A 15710-nucleotide genomic window follows, 5' to 3' on the forward strand; every position below is an offset into this window, starting at 1 on the left:
CGATCACTCCCCTCCGTCTGTAATTTCTTTGGCGAACCGGTAAATCAGGAAATGGCCTTGAAACACCATCTCCTCCCCTACATACGTAAACACTTCCACTTTAGCTTTCCCTTTTTGTCCGGAAATGGACCGCACGTACGCCTTCGCAATACATTTCTCAAGCAGGCGCACCGGCCGGATGAATCGGAGGTCGGCGGAGGCGGTCAAAGCTTTTTCATTATTAATCACTGCTATAGCCAGGGAATTCGCCTGGGCAAAAATATGATGGCCCCGTGCGATCTGCGTACGGGAGAAGACGTGCTCCTCGCGAATTTCGAAAATCGAAATGCCGCTTTTGTCGAGCTGAAGATCGATGATGTCTCCGATCACTTCATGCAGCGGCATCGATTGCACTTGGTCGTAGGATCGTTCCGCCATCAGCTTCATGCGTTCGCGCAGCTCCGGAATGCCGAGCTCCAGCCGATCGAGACGGATCGTCTGTATGCTCACCTTGAACTTGCGGGTCAGCTCCTCGTCGGTGACGAAAGGATTGTCTTCGATTTCTCGAGCCAGCTGCTGCTGGCGTTGACGCTTCGGCATCCGTTCGATGGCAGCCACCCCCTTAGCTTATCCTTACGATGTGCGTTTCTGAGAAACGCTTGACGATATAAAATAAATACGCTTGGCCGGAACCGATTATGTAGAATCAGCTTTTGTTACCTGGTCCTAAATAAGTATATAAAATTCCTCGGCAAAAGACAAACAAAAAAGCGCCTCATCCAGGACGAAGCGCCTTCTCGCGAAAGGTCTTATTGTTTAACGATCTCTCTGCCCTTGTAAGTACCGCAAACTTTGCATACCCGGTGAGACAGCTTGTATTCACCGCAGTTGTCGCATTTGACCATGCCCGGCACTACGAGCTTGAAGTGCGTACGACGCTTATCGCGGCGGGTTTTGGAAATTTTTCTAAAAGGAACTGCCATTATTCCCACCTCCTTCAACGAATCTACTCATTCTTCTTAAGCAATTGGGCGAGCACTTCCAGACGGGGATCGATCCGGTCCGCGGCCGGCTTCGCCGGATGAATGTTCAGGTTGTCGCCCGTCTCCGGGTCGAGCCCCTTGCAATCCTCCTCGCAAAGCGGCACATAGGGAAGGCCCAATTGCGCCGTTTCCTCGATGTAAGGCATCAAATCCACCCGGTCTTCGACCGTGAGGTGCATATGCTCATCGTCCTCATCCACTTGATCCGCCTCTAACGCGAACATCTCCCGGAACGGCAGCGTCAGCGATTGGCAGTATTGCGTCAAGCAGCGTGAGCAGACAAATTCGACAGGCACTGTTAACGTTCCCGCCACTTCCACGAGTTCCGAAGCGGCAGCGGCATGAAGCGTCGCTCGCAGCGGCTCTACCCGGACGATATCCCTGCGGCCCTGCGCCAGAGACGGCAACTCGACGGACTCCGTTATCTCCACTCGATTGTGCTTCGCTCGCAAATCACGGACATTAAGAATCATATACGCTCACTCCAAACAAACAAAAATTATTATATCGAGGACGGTCGTGTTTTGTCAACCTTTAGCTTGTCTTTTCGAGCAATTCGCAACGCGGGTTGTCAAGAGGGTTTCACAGGAAGCGTCGCCAAATAGTTCAAGGCGTCGCCGATCGTCCCGACAGAAATGACTTTCATCCGCGAATCGATGCTCTTCGCTTTTTGCAAGGCGTCGCTCGCGTTCGCCACGTCGACTCCGAGTCCGCATTCGCCGGCCTTGCGGTCCATCGGCGCGAAGAACACGTCCACGCCTTCCCGATCGGCGGCTACGATCTTGTGCTGGATCCCGCCGATGGAGCAGACATTGCCCGTCGGATCGATCGTGCCCGTGCCCGCGATGCGATACCCTTTGGACAAATCTCCGGGCGTCAACTGGTTGTAGATCTCGAGCGCAAACATCAAGCCGGCCGATGGCCCGCCGATCTCACCGGCCTGAATTTGCACCTTCTTGTCCGCCTGCTCCGGCACGACGGCCCGCATGTCGGCCGTCGTCACGCCGATGCCGGCTTTCGGCCCTGCGCCGCCCGGACTCGCCGTGGGCGCCGCCCCTGGCGTCGCGGCCGATACGTCAGCCAGGACGATCGAGTAGCTGAGCTCATCCGCATCGCGTTTGATCCCGACCTCCACAGTGTCGCCCACCTTCTTGTCTGCGAGCGCCGCCTGAAGCTCCTTGATGCCTTCAATAGGCTTTCCGTCTATGCGAATGATCATGTCTCCGGGCTTCAGCACTTCCGCGGCGGGCAACCCTTTTCTCGTCTCGGCTACGTACGCGCCCACGCTTTTCAACTGATACGGGACGTTCGCCTTTTTGTAGGCGGCCTGAATCGCGTTGCTCTGCGACTCCAGCATGACGATTTCCTGATGCTGCATGTACTGCTGCTCGCTCTGCCCCTTCAGCACGTCCCGTTTGCGCTGGACTTCCGCGTTCTCGTCCCATTGGGCGAGCAGGAAGCTGAGAACGTTCGCCTTCGGAATGAGGCTGACGGTCGTTAGCATGAACGTCCCGTTCTCGATCGGGTCGGGCTTCGTCACCTGCACCATCGGTTTGATGCTCTCGGCCGTTCCCGGCTGGTAGATGTAATACGGAACTTGGACGAAATAGACCAAGTACAGCACCGCGAACGTGATGCCAAAAGATAGCAAGAATCGGCGAAGCCCCTGATTGCGCCGTACGTGCACCGGTGACCTGTAGATTTGATCGTCATGGCTGTCTTCGCTCATGTGCTCACGCTCCTGTTTCGATGCCGCGAACGGCCGGAGGCTTGGTCTAAACGCCCGGCTCGTCGCGTACACTTGTACCACCCTGTTCTTATAGAGGAGATGGCCTTATGCCGCGCGGCCTGTTGAATCCGCGAAGCCGTCCCTATACGGTGCTGCTCGCGGTTCTAACCGCTTCATTCGTGATCTGCATCTTATTGTTTCCCGATCGGGCGTTTCAATCGTCCATGAAAGGATTAACGCTTTGGTGGACCCTCGTGTTCCCGACGTTATTGCCGTTTCTGATCCTCTCCGAGCTGCTCGGCGGCATCGGCTTCCTTAGCGGAGCCGGCGTGCTGCTCGATCCGCTGATGCGGCTCTTATTCCGCTTGCCCGGGGCGAGCGGCTGGGCGCTCGCCCTAGGCAGCGTCGCCGGCGGCCCGGCCGGCGCTCAGGCGACCGGACAGCTGCGGCTCGACGGCGCCGTCACCCGCGAGCAGGGCGAGCGGCTGCTCGCGCTGTCGCACCTGAGCAGCCCGTACCTCATGACGGGCGTCATCGGTGCCGGCTTCCTGCATCGGCCGGAGATCGGCGTGCTGATCGCCGTCGTCCATTATATCGCGGCGCTCATCGCCGCCGTCCTCATGGGCTTGCGCCGCAGCCCCGGCAGCCGGCCCCCGCGCCGCGGGCTGCTCGGCAAGGCCGCCTTGCCGAAGCGGCCCCCCCGATCGATCTGGGTCCGCTTCGTGCACGAAATGCACGATGCCAGGCTGAAGGACGGCCGCGGCTTCGGGAAGCTGCTGGGCGACGCCGTCGCCAACTCGATCCAGGCGCTTATGATCATCGGCGGGTGCATCATCATGTTCTCGGTGCTGCTGCACGTCCTGCAGCTGTCGCTCATCACGCCCCACGTCAACGGCGTGCTGTTCGCCGTCCTGCACGCGCTCGGCTATCCGAGCGCAGAGGCGCCGGACTGGATGCCCGGCCTGCTGGAGCAGCACCTCGGCACGTTCGCCTTCAGCCAGCTGAACTTGGCCGCGTCCTCGCTGGAGTGGAAGGCGGCGCTCATCGGCTTCGCCCTCGGCTGGAGCGGCATCTCCCAGCATTTGCAAGTGCAGGCGCTCGTGCGCCATACCGACATGCGCTACATGCCTTTCTTTGTACAGCGCCTGCTTCACGGCGGCTTGGCCTTCGGGCTCACGTTCGCGCTCTGGAAGCCGCTCACTTCCCTCATTCCGAGCGTCGCGCCGAGCTTTTTGCCATACGGGGGCGGTGCAGCCGCGGCAGAGTCGCGGTTCTCGCCTACGGACATGATCGCGGCTTGGCAATCGGTGACCTCCCGCATGGAGGTGCTCCTGATCACGGTCGTGGCCCTGGGGCTACTGTCGGCGTTCATAGGCTTTTGGGGAAGCCGCAGCCGCCGGCGAGTTATGTAGAGGGGGCGCTGAATTTGCGCAGCAGCGCCTCCGCCACCGCATCCGGCACCAGGTCGGCGATCGGGCCGTTGTAGCGGGCAATCTCCTTCACGATGCTCGAGCTGAGATAAGAAAACTTCGGATTCGTCATCATGAAGAACGTCTCGATCTTCTCGTTCAGCTTATGGTTGGCGGACGCCATCTGCAATTCGTATTCGAAATCGGATACGGCCCGCAGGCCCTTGACGATCACATTCGCGCCTCGTGCGGCTGCATAGTTGATCAGCAACCCGCTGAAGCTGTCAATCACCACGTTCGGCCAGCGGCTCGTGACGTCGGCCAGCAGCTGCTTGCGTTCATCTACGGTGAACAGCGGCTGCTTGGAGCTGTTCGTCGCCACGGTGACGATTACTTTGTCGAAGATGTCCGCCGCGCGGCTAATAATATCCAAGTGACCGAACGTAACCGGATCGAAGCTGCCCGGACAGATCGCCACCGTATATTCATGCTTAGGCTTGCTCATCCGTCATCTCCTCCTCGTCTTCTTCGATTGTATTTACCGAATAGATCGATACCATAGTGTCGCCGTACTGCACCCGCCGGATACAAGACGCTCGCCCGATCCGCTCCTCGACGGCATAATCCGTCTCATGCTCGACTACGATCGTTGCGTTCGGTTCCAGCAAGGCGAGCGACTGAAGCGACTGCACGATCGTCTCGATCGTCCGCAGCTTGTAGGGCGGGTCGAGGAAGACGAGGCGGAACCGAACATCCCGCTTCGCCAGCGCCTTCAATGCCCGCTGCGCGTCGTTGCGGTACACCTCCGCCTGTTCCTCCAGGCGGGTGGCTTGCAAATTGTGCTGCACGACGTCCAGAGCCCGCTTGTCCCCATCGACGAATACCGCGCGGTCCATCCCCCGGCTCAGCGCTTCGATGCCCAGGCCGCCCGTTCCCGCGTACAGATCGAGCGCCTGCCCTCCGTCGAAGTACGGGCCGATCATGCTGAAGATCGCTTCCTTCACTTTATCCGTCGTAGGCCGCGTTCCCGTGCCGGGGACCGCCTTGAGCGCCCTGCCCTTTGCCGTGCCCGAAATGACTCTCACGATAGTTGTCCCTCACCCTTGGTCCCAAATTCATGAAGCTATCGTACCATATTCTTCGAACGGTTCACAAAATTTTGCAACCCGCATGTATAAACGTCTCCAATCGGGTAACAATGAAGCTATCGACATGAAAGTGTCGTAGACAACCGCGGAGAAGACTTACGTTTCCCCATAAGCTCTTCGTCCGGTTTCTCCTCTCCCATGAGGTACCTGCGCAAGCAGGTACCAAAAAATTAATCCCGCAAAGCCTTATGCTCTGCGGGTTCTTTTTATTGCTTATTTTGTCCGGTTGTTTGTTGGGTGCAGATTGGGAGCAAATTTTCTCGAGACATCCATTCCTAATTCAATTCCATCTCGAAATCCGTTTCGATAGGCCAAGTCTGCTCCAAGGCGAAAAGATGCATTGAAAAGGTACTCTAAATCAATAACCAGCTCCGGACATTTCTCATGCAGAACTCTCATGTATTCATTATATAGGTCCTTAACTCGGTGATCATCGCAACAGTTATCGACGGCATGATCGATCCGATCCTTAATTTTAGGTTCAAGCCATTCCATCATCATTCGGTTTGGGCCCTCCTCATCTTGAACGAATAAAGCCTTTGGGTGTATACTTCTTCATGACAACAAAATAAGAGGTGTAGAATGGCTCTTCGGATGAGGAGCCGTTTGCCTGAATGGTTCAAAAAGACCGGGAAGAAACAAGTCGATCTTGCTCGCCATCTAAAAGTTTCCGAAGCATTTATTTCTCAGGTGTGTAATAACAAAGAGAAACTTACGGTGGTGCAGATGAAAATGACTGCTGATTTTTTCGACTGTTATATGGATGATCTCGCAGAGTGGATATATGAACCCGACTAGGCAAACGGTAGTGGGCATTTTAATGCTCCTCCTTGGATTGAGCCTTAAGGTATGCCTTAAGCAAAACTCCTCATTGTAATCACCTCATCTTCGGCAGCTGGCTGGCGTGCGGTCATGACCCCCGTTTAGCCCCTATAGCTTTGCGTCGCCGACTTTCATCGGTTTTGCCATTTTCGGAATGAATTTGCAAGATATGTCACGTGATGTAAGATTATGATAGGACTGTCTGCCCATTTAATCAATAGCAAATTAGCATTATTTTCTGATAATTCACATAGTATATATCGCATGTTCTTAGTCGGTGCCCAAGTGGCCCGGCTTTTTTCTTGTTCCTGAATCGATATCATGGCATATCTCGTGCTGCCAATCCATGTCGTTCGTCATCGATGCCATCAAAGAAAAATTGCAAAGCAGCGCTTGCGTCCAACACTGGTTTTCGATCCAGTCGAGGCAAAGGTCCATCTCCTTGGTTTGGACCGGATCGAGGCCGCCCCTCTTTTGAGCGGCACGGAGCTGCGCGATCCGCTGGATGATCGGGGAGTCGGTTATGCCCACAGTGAACACCACCCCATGATCGCCAACGCCCCGAGCACGATGACGTACCAAGCGGCAAGGGTTTCCTTCTCCGGGTCGGGTGCCGATTCCTCTGTGGCGTGTACCGCTTTGACGCGGCCGTCGATCGTATAGCGAATGCGATAAACGGTTTGTTTCTGCATACTGACCATCTCCTTTTCGGTTGATAGTACAATGTATGCAGCGATTTCAATAAGTTGCCTGTCCGGTAGTAAAATAAACCTATACAATTGTATTTTCAATGTAGAATATCTCGTTTACTGGCCTGTTGAGTTTTTCGCTTATCAATAAGGCCCTTTCAAGGTCTGGCTGTGATTTTTGATTTTCATAACGGTTATACTGTTGCTGGGCTAGTCCCAAAAATTCTGCGAACTCGACCTGATTCATTCTATAATCGTGGCGTAACTCCTTGAGTCTGTTCTTTATCATCCCAATCACCTCACCAGAGACTTCGACACAAATGCTTGTCGATTCCTCCGATGAATTATAGGAGCTTTTGTCAGTAGTAGTCTGGACCGGCCGCGCTGATAATGTCGTCAAAGTGGATCCATTCCGGCTCGCCCTCAATCTCCATCCTGAGCGTTTTGCGGTGCTGGCTGTAGCTGACCGGGACGCCGGATATTACTCGATCCTCGTATTCTTCGAACAAGGTCAGTGTGACCGTTGTCTTCCCCTGGAGCGCCTGGCCGATCTCCTGGAGGATGCGCTCCTGCTCCTGCGCGTCTATCGTGGGTCGCTTCCGCTTTTTCCACTCCTGCGCTTGTCTGAGCGATTGTTCCTTGTGCTGTGGTAGCATCATTCGCGACGACTCCCATAATCCGTTATTTTCAAGTTTCTTGCCCATCTCATCGCCATCCCTCTTCTGTTCGTAATACCCTGAGTTGTCCCGGGCGGACTTCAATCCATTGCTCCCTAAGAAGAAGCTTCATGCTCTCCCGGATCTGCGCCTCTGTTCTCCCGGTCATCCGGCAGAGCCGCGAAAAGTCGGGCGGTGCCCACGCCCCATGGGTCAAGTTCCAAAGGATTCGAGCCTGCTTCCGATCTGAATCGGGGATCATCCAGCAGCCCCCCGAGCTGCCGGCATCGCGGCGAGAATGTTCGTAGTGGTAAAGATACGCGGCGCGCCGGCCGTGTAGCAGAATGCTTTGACCTTGTCATCCTTGACGCTCTCCACCCTGATCCGGCGCTGAGAGAGATTGCCTCCCCGGTCCTGGTATATGATCTCCACAATACGGCCTACATACTTTTCCACTGCGAACACCTCCGAAAAATGGGAACGTATATTCCCATTATAAGGCGAACATATATTCCCATTCAATAGTGATAATAAAAAAAAAGCCCCGCCGGCCGAAGCTAGCGGGGAGTCGATTATTGCAATTTAAACCAGGCGCCGCCCGTCCCATCGTAATTCCGGGTAACAGCCATCAGAGGAGCGGTATCAGTCTTACTCACTTCAAATGCGATCCATCCTGAGTGGATCGCTCCTACATAAAGATCCGTATCGATGCTGGGATCAGGGACGACCACCGATATAAAATTATCGTATTTTTTGCCGTCTGCTGAAATAGCTTCGAATAGAGTAGGGTTAATGTCGACTGCTGCATCCTGCTTCGCATTTTTGGTTATTTTAATCTCCACTTTTGCGAGGATATACTCATTACCCTCTTTAGGTGCGGAATTGAATTTATTCGCTGCTTGGATCGTTTTCCACGCCTGATCACCGCGAACAACTTCTTGTAGCTTCACAGTCCCTTCGATATCGTCCATGAAGTTCTTCTGAGCAAATAATATCGTATCCCCCTTAACTGCGGGGTTCTGTCGTGACGATCCTTTTGCGGATGGAGTCTCGCCGAGTAGTACGGTTTCAGTCGCGGCGTCATAACCGACCTTCAATCCAAGAGCTTCCCCAGCTGCGCGGACCGGCAGATATGTAGTGCCGTCATAGGTGATCGGGTATACTACATTGCCGTCCGCGTCTTTTGGTGTCCACGCTTTACCATTTAGCGTGATTTTCAATCCCTTGTTCAAATAGGCCGAGATTTCTTCCAGGTTTGAAGCTGCATAAGCACCGATCGACATAGAAGAGACTGAAATTGCAGCACCGGCCAAGACTAACATAAGCTTCTTCTTCATTCCGTTTTTCCCCTTCCATCATTATCCATCAGTTTGAATACGGATTGATTATACTGGAAGTTTCAAGATTCTGTCTATAAAAGAAAAAAGCCCCGTCAACCGAAGTCGACAGGGCGTAAGTCATCCATTTAAGAATTTCGCATAGAGCGCGTTAAGAGCTGCCGCCAGCTCCTCCCGCGTGACCGGCTGCTCCGGCCGGAACGTCCCGTCCTCAAACCCGGTCATGATGCCGTGATAGTTGACAACCCAAATCACGTCCTCGCTCCAGCGGCCGGCCTCGACGTCACTGAACTCGGTCTTCTTCGCCGGCGGCTCTGGCTTCGCGAGACTCCACCCACCCTCATCGCCGTAAGCCATGTTATGGTCCACCTGAATTCCGTTGGCAGGCACGTCATTCTTGTACTGAAACAGGTTGATGAAGTCCGCTCGCCGATTTCCGCTCCAGGCATAGGTCTGCCAATACTTATCCGCGGCCCCAGCGTTTCCGAGCGCCATCATCACATTATACGAGCCATACACGCCGATCGAGTACCCCGGAGCCGCCTCACGACAGCCGCGCAAGTAGTCGATGATCGTCCACATCTGCTCCGGAGTAGCGTCGAAGTCAACCGCAAAATAGATGCAGCTCCCGAGCGGCTGGCCGACTTCAGCGGCAACCTGGAGCGCTGTCGCACCGTCCTGCAGGCCCGCCTCATAGCCACCAAGCGGTCGCCCCGCGCTGGTTTCGAATACCGATATGACCTGCATATCGGCGCCGCTGATCGCCTCAGCCTCAGCCCGCGTGAGCGCCTTCCATCCTGAGGGGACCAAGTATCGGCAAACGAATTCGCATCCGCTCGCCTTAAACTTGGCGGCTAGCTCAGGGGTGAGCGGCGTCGCGCAATCAATGCCCTGCATCATTGCTTGCTCTCCCCTTTCTTGTTCAACTGCTGCAGGTAATCACGGATCAGTCCTGGGAGGGGGACGCCAAGTGTGCCGAGGTTCTCGGCCACCGATAGCCCTTCTCTACCAGCATAGAAGTACACGGCAGCCGTTCTGAATACAGGTACGCCATTGCCCACCCACTCATCAAGGAGGGTGGCCAGACCGATCACAAATAGGAGTGTGACCTTACGAATCCCGCCCCAGAACATCACGTCGCTGTTCACTGTCTTGGTCCGGATCGCGCCGAGGACGCCGGTCACGTAGTCCGCGGCCATTAGGTACAGGAGCACCTTCAGCGCGACGTCCCATCCTCCGAGCCAATTTGTAGCAAAGAGGGCAATAGAAGAGAAGAAGCCGGCGAATGCGGCCTCCTTCCCGTTGTTGGCCGTTGCGGCCGTGAATACCTGCATGAAAAAGGATTTCAAATGGGTCATCATCGTCACCGTCCCAAATAAAATAAACCCCGATCAGATCGGGGTGTGCTCTTTAAAAGTATTTACGGTACAACTCCCGCCGGCGCTCGCCGCTCAGCTGCGCGTAGATCCGCGTCGTCTCCGACTTGGTATGCCCTAAGAACTCCTGTACCGCCTCAAGCGGAGCTCCGTTATTCAGAAGGTGCGTCGCGTAGGAATGCCGGAGCTTGTGCGGATACACGTTTACGGTGATTCCCGCGCGGCGGGCCACACGCTTGATGACGTACCGGATTTGAGCTATGCTCATTCGCCGATGCGGATTTCGCTCGGTAACAAAGAGGGCTAAGTCGGTGTCATTGCGTTGCTTTAGATACTTCCGCATCCAGATCGAGCATTTTGTCGTGAAATAAACCTCGCGCTCTTTGTCCCCCTTCCCCCGAACGACCATCGACCTCTTTTCCCAATCCATTGCATTTCGATTCAGGCCGGCGATCTCGCCGATCCGGCAGCCGGTCGTGTACAGCACTTCTACCAGGGCATGCTCGAGAGGAGTTTCGCAGGCTTCCCGTAGCAGCTCAATATCTTCCTCGTTGAGGGCCTTCGGGATCCGGCCGCCCTGCTTCGGCTCTTTCAGCTTTGCCGTCGGATTAGGATAGACGTGACCCTCATCCATCGCCCATCGGAACAATGACTTGAGGAAACGAATTCGATGACCGAGACTGGCCGGCTTTAGACGAGCTGCATCTTTTGCCAGATATGCCTTCAACTGCTCTAGGGTGACGGAAGTCATCTCCACATCGCCAATGTGCCGGATAAACAAATTGCTTTGAATGCGATAAGCCTTCAAGGTGTGCGGTGAGTATCCTTCGATACGCTTTTCGGACTCATACGATGACCAGGCTTCAGAGAGGAGCATGCCGCTCACCCGATTCCAGCCGCTTGTTCAGGGCTGCCTTGTAGGCCATCAGCCGTCGATAACGCAACGAGTTGGGGCGACGTCCCTTGTCGGCAGAGAGCTTTGCCGCTTTACGCGTGTAGTACGCGATACGCTGGACAGATGTCTTCATAAACGTATCCCTCCACTAAGTTGTATAAGTTATATAACTAATATACTTCGACCGTTGCCAGTTGTCAATATAGGTTATATAACTTATAATACGAAAAGGGGGTGTTTTTCTGTGGCCGTTGATAAGGACAAGAATAGTCAGATCCTAGTGACTTTCCCTATTGAAATGATCGAGGAAATTGAGAAATTCTGGCACGATAATAAGCTTAAAAACCGAAACGAGGCGATTCGGCAGCTCGTGGCGATGGGATTACAAAAGGCTCCCCAATCTTAACCGATGGAGAGCCTTTTTGCATTGGTTACGCTGGCGCTAGGTATTTGCGAATAGCTGGGCCATTTGTACCATTCCCCAATGTTTGAATTGTTGCTAAAATTAAAAATGCTCTCTGCTGCCCTATGGGCAGGGAGCAAAGAGGGGATGGTGTCTGCTTGGCGGTAGGCCATCCCCTTGAACCATCACACGTACACGTCACCTGTGATTTCTTGGTATTGTGCGGGAGTGATTTTTCCCTTTTGCACAAACACAGCGACTTGAGCCTTGGTGTAGAATCCAAGATCGTAGTACTCTTTCACCGTATTGTACCAGTCCATGTATACCCGCCCCTTTACATGAGATTATTCATGACTAGTGTTAAAATAATTTCTGCGTTTTGGGATTTTAAGTTCGCATTATCCGCTTCTAACCGGGCAAATTTCTGCTCCACCGTTTCCCCGGGAGGAACGGGTTCTGGTGGAGGCGCGGGGACCCAAGTCCTGTTCTCGTAGGTATCTCTAGGGTTTACAAACTCACCTTCCGACAGAGGAATCATGTGCTCTGGCAGTTCTTCGATCTCTACAGGAGTCGCGAGAATCGCTATACATACTCCAGTAGCTATGTCGATTTGCGCGTATCTAAACATGTTTTACCCCCTATTAATAGCTCTCGATAACCTCATAAGTGACGTCCACAGCGCCTCCGTTGTTAACGTAAGGCGCTCTAATGGTTGTACTGTTTATAAGCTCGAACCGGACGCGACCTGCAAAGGACTGCAGGTTATTCAAGTTACCAACATTGACAAAAGTTTTGGCTGTGTTCACGGTAGAAATGGTTATATCCAAGAAAGCCGTACCAGAGGTATTACTAGGAAAGTTTACAGTCCCTCGTTGTACGCTTTTAATTCCTCCCACTGGTGTCCACCCACTCCCGTTCCAAAATTCGAGTACGCTTCCGTTCAGACGGGTTTGAGCTTGTTGCGTTCCGTTAACGTTAAACCCTCCGTCAGCTCTAAGCGATCCCGCAATCGTCTGCCCACCCGTTGTCGTAATGATGTTGGCACCTTGAATGCCGTCAACCGTATCCGCGTCTAGCCCGCTGCCTGCTCCGTCAACCGTTTTGACCTTTGCCAACACGTCAGCTGCAGTATAACTGGACGCTGGAAGAGCAGCATTGGCCGTTGTGTTCGCGGTGTTTGCTGTCGTTTGTGCGCTCTGTGCAGTCGAAAGAGCTGAATCGGCAGTTGATGCAGCTGCCGCGATCCCGTCCCCGATTTTATTGAGCTCGGCCGCACTTATGCCCGGTGCCGCGCCTTCATTAAACGTGGTTTTCGTATAAGCCAAGCCCTACACCCCCTAAGTGATCGTGTCAGTCCGATCCACCTGAATCGACTCCAAGTTATTCTTTAATCGACTGAACAAAACACGAGCGATCATCACCCCGCTGTTCGCCGCGCTCGTAGCCGTGGCCCCCGCAAACCATCCGAGCTCCTGGATCTGCACGTTCGCGTCGAAAGGCGCCAAGTACACCGTCGTCACGCCTACACCGGTCCCGCCTGCAGTTTGGCGTGTGACGGCTTTGCGGCCCGCCTCGGAAACTAGTTGCGTTTGTGTCGCGGCAGGCGCTGTCGTCCCACTCCCCCATGCCATGTACTTGATCTCGCAGTCGGTAAAAACCTGCAGCGCATCGCGCAGAAGATTCTTCCCAGCGTTGGTTATGAGGTTGTCGAACTCTTCGACATCGACGCTACCGTCCCGGTATGTGATCGTGACCTTGATCCGGCCGTGCCAGCCTACTTTTTCACTTATCAAATCGGATCCCCCTCTCAGCACGGAAACCGCGTCGTCGACGGAAATAGCCCGGTGGATGGCACCGGGCAAGCATACACGTTTTGCACCACGTTTTCGGTCCACGTGACCGATTCGCTGAATGCCTCGAGTGTGATCAGGACCTCCTGCGTATTGATGTTTTCGCGAATGACAAACGCCTGGCCGCGCGTCGCCATGCGCTCAAACATCTTCGTCCAGCTTCCCATCTCAGGACCTTCGATCGCCGACACACTGTAAAAAATCTCGCCGCCGTTGTCGCTGATCTGAACGCTCTCGATGAGCATTTCAGCGTCGCCCAGACCGTGTTCCGGCAAGTTGACCGTTGCGAGCTGGCCTGCCTCCAGTCCGCTACGCTTCGTCCGAAACTTCACCCGCCGGCCAATCGTTGCGTATTTCTGGAGCTTCGCCGCCGCACTCTGAAACGCGGCCTCCCGGTTCGTGCTCTCCGGCTCATCCTCGACGTCTTCGTTGATCCCGCTGTTCAGTTCGACCGTCTGGCGGTTGATAATCTGGTCCTGGTCTTTGCTGATAACGATGACGCTGAACTCGCCCTGGTACGTAATAGAAAGGGTATCCGTTGTAGCTAGTGGCGTGCCGCTGTCGTCCTGCGAGACTGCGTTCTCCCCCTTCGACCAGTACCATTGCTTGCCGGTTTCAACACCACGTATTCCGACCGTCTGTGCGATCGCGTTAACCTTGACCGTCGGCACCTTGGCAATCTTAAAGCCGGTACTGAATGACTTCTGCTTTCCGTCGCCCTTGAATTCCTCGGTCTGTGGATCGGTTATGTCCGTGCCACCTTTGATGTACTGATAATTCCGGTATTTCGGGTTCCCATGCTCTACCGCGACATCGGGAAGAACGTCAGCGCCGGTTACGGTCCAGGGAGCAATGTTGGCTGCACGGTCTTTGAAGTGAAGCGTCTTGTCAAAGTCGATGTACCAGATATAACCGGCCTTCTCAGCAAGAGCTTCAATTGCCCTTGTCACAGGAATGTAATTGAAAACCGCCTCATTAACCGTCGGCCCGCTCTGGACTGTGCCGGCTGTGACGCCCTCCGCTGCGAGCTTCAGCGTTATCAAGTCCTGGACGATATCCCCGGCCAGGGTGCTCTCGTAGGCCTTTGCGACGATCCGCTTGTCTGCGAGATAGTGCATATCCTTGCACTGGATGGAATGTAGCAAGATATCTTGACCGGGAATCCGCTTCTCACTCGGCTTGTCGATCACACCGGCATAAATCACGTTAAGATCGGCGTCGTAAATCTCCACCGGCTGCCCTTGCTGGAAATGAGTCGCCGTGTCGGTCTTGACCACGAACGAGGCGGTGGAGCGCTCGCCGATCACGTCGTCGATTGACAGCGTGTTGACCAGGACCTTCACTTCGGAGCCGTTGATGGTAAATCGCACATATTCCGGCTTGAAGAATTGATAAGGACTTAGGTAATAGTAGTCATCGATTGGCATGCGAACGCTCACCTCCTTGTTGAACTATAGAACTTCGTTTGTAAATTATATCCATTTTTAGATACTTGTATCCAGTTATCGCCACTAATCTGCATTCATAAAGACGAATGGATACCTTGTCAATTTGTTGTGGTTGTCGTGGAATCAGAGCCACAAGTGACTTCTACCCACTTCCGCGGGATGATACCTGGGTACGGATGGACCTCCCAGTACGGCGTAACGGCGGGACCATACGGATTCGTGTACGGCTTCATCGCGATCCGTTCATTCTGCATCCGTTGAAACTCCGCAATTTCCTGCGGCGTGCCCTCAACTTGGATTCCGTTGATTGTTGCTTTCATCGTAGTTCCTCCCATTTTTGCTTTATAATGCGCCAATCAAGATATATTGCGAATATGCCATTTGTAATGATAAACGCAACGAGCAGCTTGCCGAGTATGCTCATGGCACCCTCCAGTAAGAAAAGAGACGCCCTAGTCGGCGTCCCTCTCCATTCGTTCTCTTCGTCTTGCCTGCCTGGCTTCCTCTTCCTCGATGAATTCCTTCATCTGCTGATTAATCCAGGTTGAAATTTTGATACCCTTTCTCCCGGCGATCTCGCAGAACTTCTCGAAAACCTCCGGGTCCAGAGTGATGTTTTGCCGTTTCATGGCCGCCACATTACCACCATCCTTATGGTAATAATTGTCGGTCATTCGCGGATGAATATCAATACATACTTATACACACTAATAAGCATACGAACTTCGTTAGTTAGATATTGATCGGTGTCGGAGGTTGCTTCTGATCGATCTCATATTGAGCGAGAAGAATAGCTTCTCGTTTGCATGATTGTTGATGATCTGCCAAGGTCACGCCAGCAAGCGGTTTTTTACCGAATGGATATATGAACGTGTTTTCTTCCGTTCCATCCGTCACGGTGAAGATATATTCGGTTGCTGTTTCGA

Annotated in this window: 28 protein-coding genes and 1 riboswitch; of the genes, 3 read left to right on the forward strand and 25 right to left on the reverse strand. The window is 53.9% G+C overall.

Annotated features, from left to right (window positions below):
• Positions 1-3: 3 nt before the first annotated feature.
• The 4 genes from fapR to ACI5FR_RS23995 all read right to left on the reverse strand — a co-directional run bounded on the left by fapR (position 4) and on the right by ACI5FR_RS23995 (position 2751).
• Positions 4-579: a transcription factor FapR gene (gene fapR / locus ACI5FR_RS23980; protein WP_405459139.1), complete on the reverse strand. Its 576-nt coding sequence runs from the start codon at positions 577-579 to the stop codon at positions 4-6.
• 209 nt (positions 580-788) lie between these two features.
• The gene (rpmF, locus tag ACI5FR_RS23985) at positions 789-962 is read right to left on the reverse strand and encodes a 50S ribosomal protein L32 (protein WP_405459092.1); all 174 of its coding nucleotides are present in this window, start codon (positions 960-962) and stop codon (positions 789-791) included.
• A 23-nt stretch (positions 963-985) separates the two neighbouring features.
• On the reverse strand, positions 986-1495 hold the full coding sequence (locus tag ACI5FR_RS23990) for a YceD family protein (protein ID WP_405459093.1): 510 nt from the start codon (positions 1493-1495) through the stop codon (positions 986-988).
• Positions 1496-1593: 98 nt separating this feature from the next.
• Positions 1594-2751 carry a YlbL family protein gene (locus ACI5FR_RS23995; RefSeq protein ID WP_405459095.1) on the reverse strand — a complete coding sequence of 386 codons (1158 nt, stop codon included), beginning with the start codon at positions 2749-2751 and terminating at the stop codon, positions 1594-1596.
• A gap of 107 nt (positions 2752-2858) precedes the next feature.
• Here ACI5FR_RS23995 and ACI5FR_RS24000 point away from each other — a divergent pair, with 107 nt between their 5' ends.
• On the forward strand, positions 2859-4163 hold the full coding sequence (locus tag ACI5FR_RS24000; RefSeq protein ID WP_405459097.1) for a nucleoside recognition domain-containing protein: 1305 nt from the start codon (positions 2859-2861) through the stop codon (positions 4161-4163).
• On the opposite strand, the gene coaD is transcribed toward ACI5FR_RS24000, so the two are convergent.
• The 3 genes from coaD to ACI5FR_RS24015 all read right to left on the reverse strand — a co-directional run bounded on the left by coaD (position 4156) and on the right by ACI5FR_RS24015 (position 5809).
• Positions 4156-4665: a pantetheine-phosphate adenylyltransferase gene (gene coaD, locus ACI5FR_RS24005; protein WP_405459099.1), complete on the reverse strand. Its 510-nt coding sequence runs from the start codon at positions 4663-4665 to the stop codon at positions 4156-4158. The genes ACI5FR_RS24000 and coaD overlap by 8 nt on opposite strands.
• The gene (gene rsmD / locus ACI5FR_RS24010) at positions 4652-5245 is read right to left on the reverse strand and encodes a 16S rRNA (guanine(966)-N(2))-methyltransferase RsmD (RefSeq protein WP_405459100.1); all 594 of its coding nucleotides are present in this window, start codon (positions 5243-5245) and stop codon (positions 4652-4654) included. The genes coaD and rsmD overlap by 14 nt, the downstream gene beginning before the upstream one ends.
• 276 nt (positions 5246-5521) lie before the next feature.
• Positions 5522-5809, reverse strand: a complete 288-nt coding sequence (locus tag ACI5FR_RS24015; RefSeq protein WP_405459102.1) for a hypothetical protein — start codon at positions 5807-5809, stop codon at positions 5522-5524.
• An 81-nt stretch (positions 5810-5890) separates the two neighbouring features.
• Between ACI5FR_RS24015 and ACI5FR_RS24020 the strand changes: the two genes are divergently transcribed.
• Complete coding sequence (locus ACI5FR_RS24020; protein ID WP_405459104.1) at positions 5891-6106, forward strand: helix-turn-helix transcriptional regulator; 216 nt, start codon at positions 5891-5893, stop codon at positions 6104-6106.
• A gap of 89 nt (positions 6107-6195) precedes the next feature.
• A riboswitch (cyclic di-GMP riboswitch) is annotated at positions 6196-6285 on the reverse strand.
• A gap of 115 nt (positions 6286-6400) precedes the next feature.
• On the opposite strand, the gene ACI5FR_RS24025 is transcribed toward ACI5FR_RS24020, so the two are convergent.
• From ACI5FR_RS24025 to ACI5FR_RS24070, 10 genes are all read right to left on the reverse strand, one after another.
• Positions 6401-6661, reverse strand: a complete 261-nt coding sequence (locus tag ACI5FR_RS24025) for a DUF7667 family protein (protein ID WP_405459106.1) — start codon at positions 6659-6661, stop codon at positions 6401-6403.
• Positions 6652-6822 carry a hypothetical protein gene (locus ACI5FR_RS24030; protein WP_405459108.1) on the reverse strand — a complete coding sequence of 57 codons (171 nt, stop codon included), beginning with the start codon at positions 6820-6822 and terminating at the stop codon, positions 6652-6654. The genes ACI5FR_RS24025 and ACI5FR_RS24030 overlap by 10 nt, the downstream gene beginning before the upstream one ends.
• Before the next feature lie 79 nt (positions 6823-6901).
• Positions 6902-7108, reverse strand: coding sequence for a helix-turn-helix transcriptional regulator (locus tag ACI5FR_RS24035; protein WP_405459109.1), 207 nt, complete (start codon positions 7106-7108; stop codon positions 6902-6904).
• A 70-nt stretch (positions 7109-7178) separates the two neighbouring features.
• Positions 7179-7478 (reverse strand): YolD-like family protein, encoded by a 300-nt coding sequence (locus ACI5FR_RS24040; protein WP_405459111.1) that lies wholly within the window; start codon positions 7476-7478, stop codon positions 7179-7181.
• Positions 7479-7733: 255 nt separating this feature from the next.
• Complete coding sequence (locus ACI5FR_RS24045) at positions 7734-7931, reverse strand: hypothetical protein (RefSeq protein ID WP_405459112.1); 198 nt, start codon at positions 7929-7931, stop codon at positions 7734-7736.
• 116 nt (positions 7932-8047) lie between these two features.
• Entirely contained in the window at positions 8048-8812 is a 765-nt protein-coding gene (locus tag ACI5FR_RS24050) for a DUF4352 domain-containing protein (RefSeq protein ID WP_405459113.1), read from the reverse strand.
• 120 nt (positions 8813-8932) lie between these two features.
• Positions 8933-9712: a glycoside hydrolase domain-containing protein gene (locus ACI5FR_RS24055; RefSeq protein WP_405459115.1), complete on the reverse strand. Its 780-nt coding sequence runs from the start codon at positions 9710-9712 to the stop codon at positions 8933-8935.
• Positions 9709-10173, reverse strand: a complete 465-nt coding sequence (locus tag ACI5FR_RS24060; protein WP_405459116.1) for a phage holin family protein — start codon at positions 10171-10173, stop codon at positions 9709-9711. The genes ACI5FR_RS24055 and ACI5FR_RS24060 overlap by 4 nt, the downstream gene beginning before the upstream one ends.
• Positions 10174-10222: 49 nt before the next feature.
• Entirely contained in the window at positions 10223-11065 is an 843-nt protein-coding gene (locus ACI5FR_RS24065; RefSeq protein WP_405459141.1) for a tyrosine-type recombinase/integrase, read from the reverse strand.
• Positions 11052-11216, reverse strand: coding sequence for a hypothetical protein (locus ACI5FR_RS24070; RefSeq protein WP_405459118.1), 165 nt, complete (start codon positions 11214-11216; stop codon positions 11052-11054). The genes ACI5FR_RS24065 and ACI5FR_RS24070 overlap by 14 nt, the downstream gene beginning before the upstream one ends.
• A gap of 111 nt (positions 11217-11327) precedes the next feature.
• On the opposite strand from ACI5FR_RS24070, the gene ACI5FR_RS24075 reads away from it, so the two are divergent.
• Positions 11328-11489 (forward strand): ribbon-helix-helix domain-containing protein, encoded by a 162-nt coding sequence (locus ACI5FR_RS24075; protein ID WP_405459121.1) that lies wholly within the window; start codon positions 11328-11330, stop codon positions 11487-11489.
• 182 nt (positions 11490-11671) lie between these two features.
• Here the strand turns inward: ACI5FR_RS24075 and ACI5FR_RS24080 are convergent, their stop codons facing one another.
• The 8 genes from ACI5FR_RS24080 to ACI5FR_RS24115 form a co-directional block, all read right to left on the reverse strand.
• The gene (locus ACI5FR_RS24080) at positions 11672-11806 is read right to left on the reverse strand and encodes an XkdX family protein (RefSeq protein ID WP_405459122.1); all 135 of its coding nucleotides are present in this window, start codon (positions 11804-11806) and stop codon (positions 11672-11674) included.
• 14 nt (positions 11807-11820) lie between these two features.
• On the reverse strand, positions 11821-12114 hold the full coding sequence (locus ACI5FR_RS24085) for a hypothetical protein (protein ID WP_405459123.1): 294 nt from the start codon (positions 12112-12114) through the stop codon (positions 11821-11823).
• A gap of 13 nt (positions 12115-12127) precedes the next feature.
• Positions 12128-12811: a hypothetical protein gene (locus tag ACI5FR_RS24090; RefSeq protein ID WP_405459125.1), complete on the reverse strand. Its 684-nt coding sequence runs from the start codon at positions 12809-12811 to the stop codon at positions 12128-12130.
• A 12-nt stretch (positions 12812-12823) separates the two neighbouring features.
• Positions 12824-13279, reverse strand: coding sequence for a hypothetical protein (locus ACI5FR_RS24095; protein ID WP_405459126.1), 456 nt, complete (start codon positions 13277-13279; stop codon positions 12824-12826).
• 14 nt (positions 13280-13293) lie between these two features.
• A complete protein-coding gene (locus ACI5FR_RS24100) occupies positions 13294-14763 on the reverse strand; it encodes a hypothetical protein (RefSeq protein WP_405459129.1) in 1470 nt (489 codons plus the stop codon).
• A gap of 119 nt (positions 14764-14882) precedes the next feature.
• Positions 14883-15104: a hypothetical protein gene (locus ACI5FR_RS24105; protein ID WP_405459131.1), complete on the reverse strand. Its 222-nt coding sequence runs from the start codon at positions 15102-15104 to the stop codon at positions 14883-14885.
• A 132-nt stretch (positions 15105-15236) separates the two neighbouring features.
• Positions 15237-15422: a hypothetical protein gene (locus ACI5FR_RS24110; protein WP_405459143.1), complete on the reverse strand. Its 186-nt coding sequence runs from the start codon at positions 15420-15422 to the stop codon at positions 15237-15239.
• A gap of 94 nt (positions 15423-15516) precedes the next feature.
• Positions 15517-15710: hypothetical protein (locus tag ACI5FR_RS24115; RefSeq protein ID WP_405459133.1), on the reverse strand; the 194-nt coding region annotated here is incomplete at its 5' end.

Source organism: Paenibacillus sp. HJGM_3, assembly GCF_045062745.1.
Taxonomy (GTDB): domain Bacteria; phylum Bacillota; class Bacilli; order Paenibacillales; family NBRC-103111; genus Paenibacillus_AA.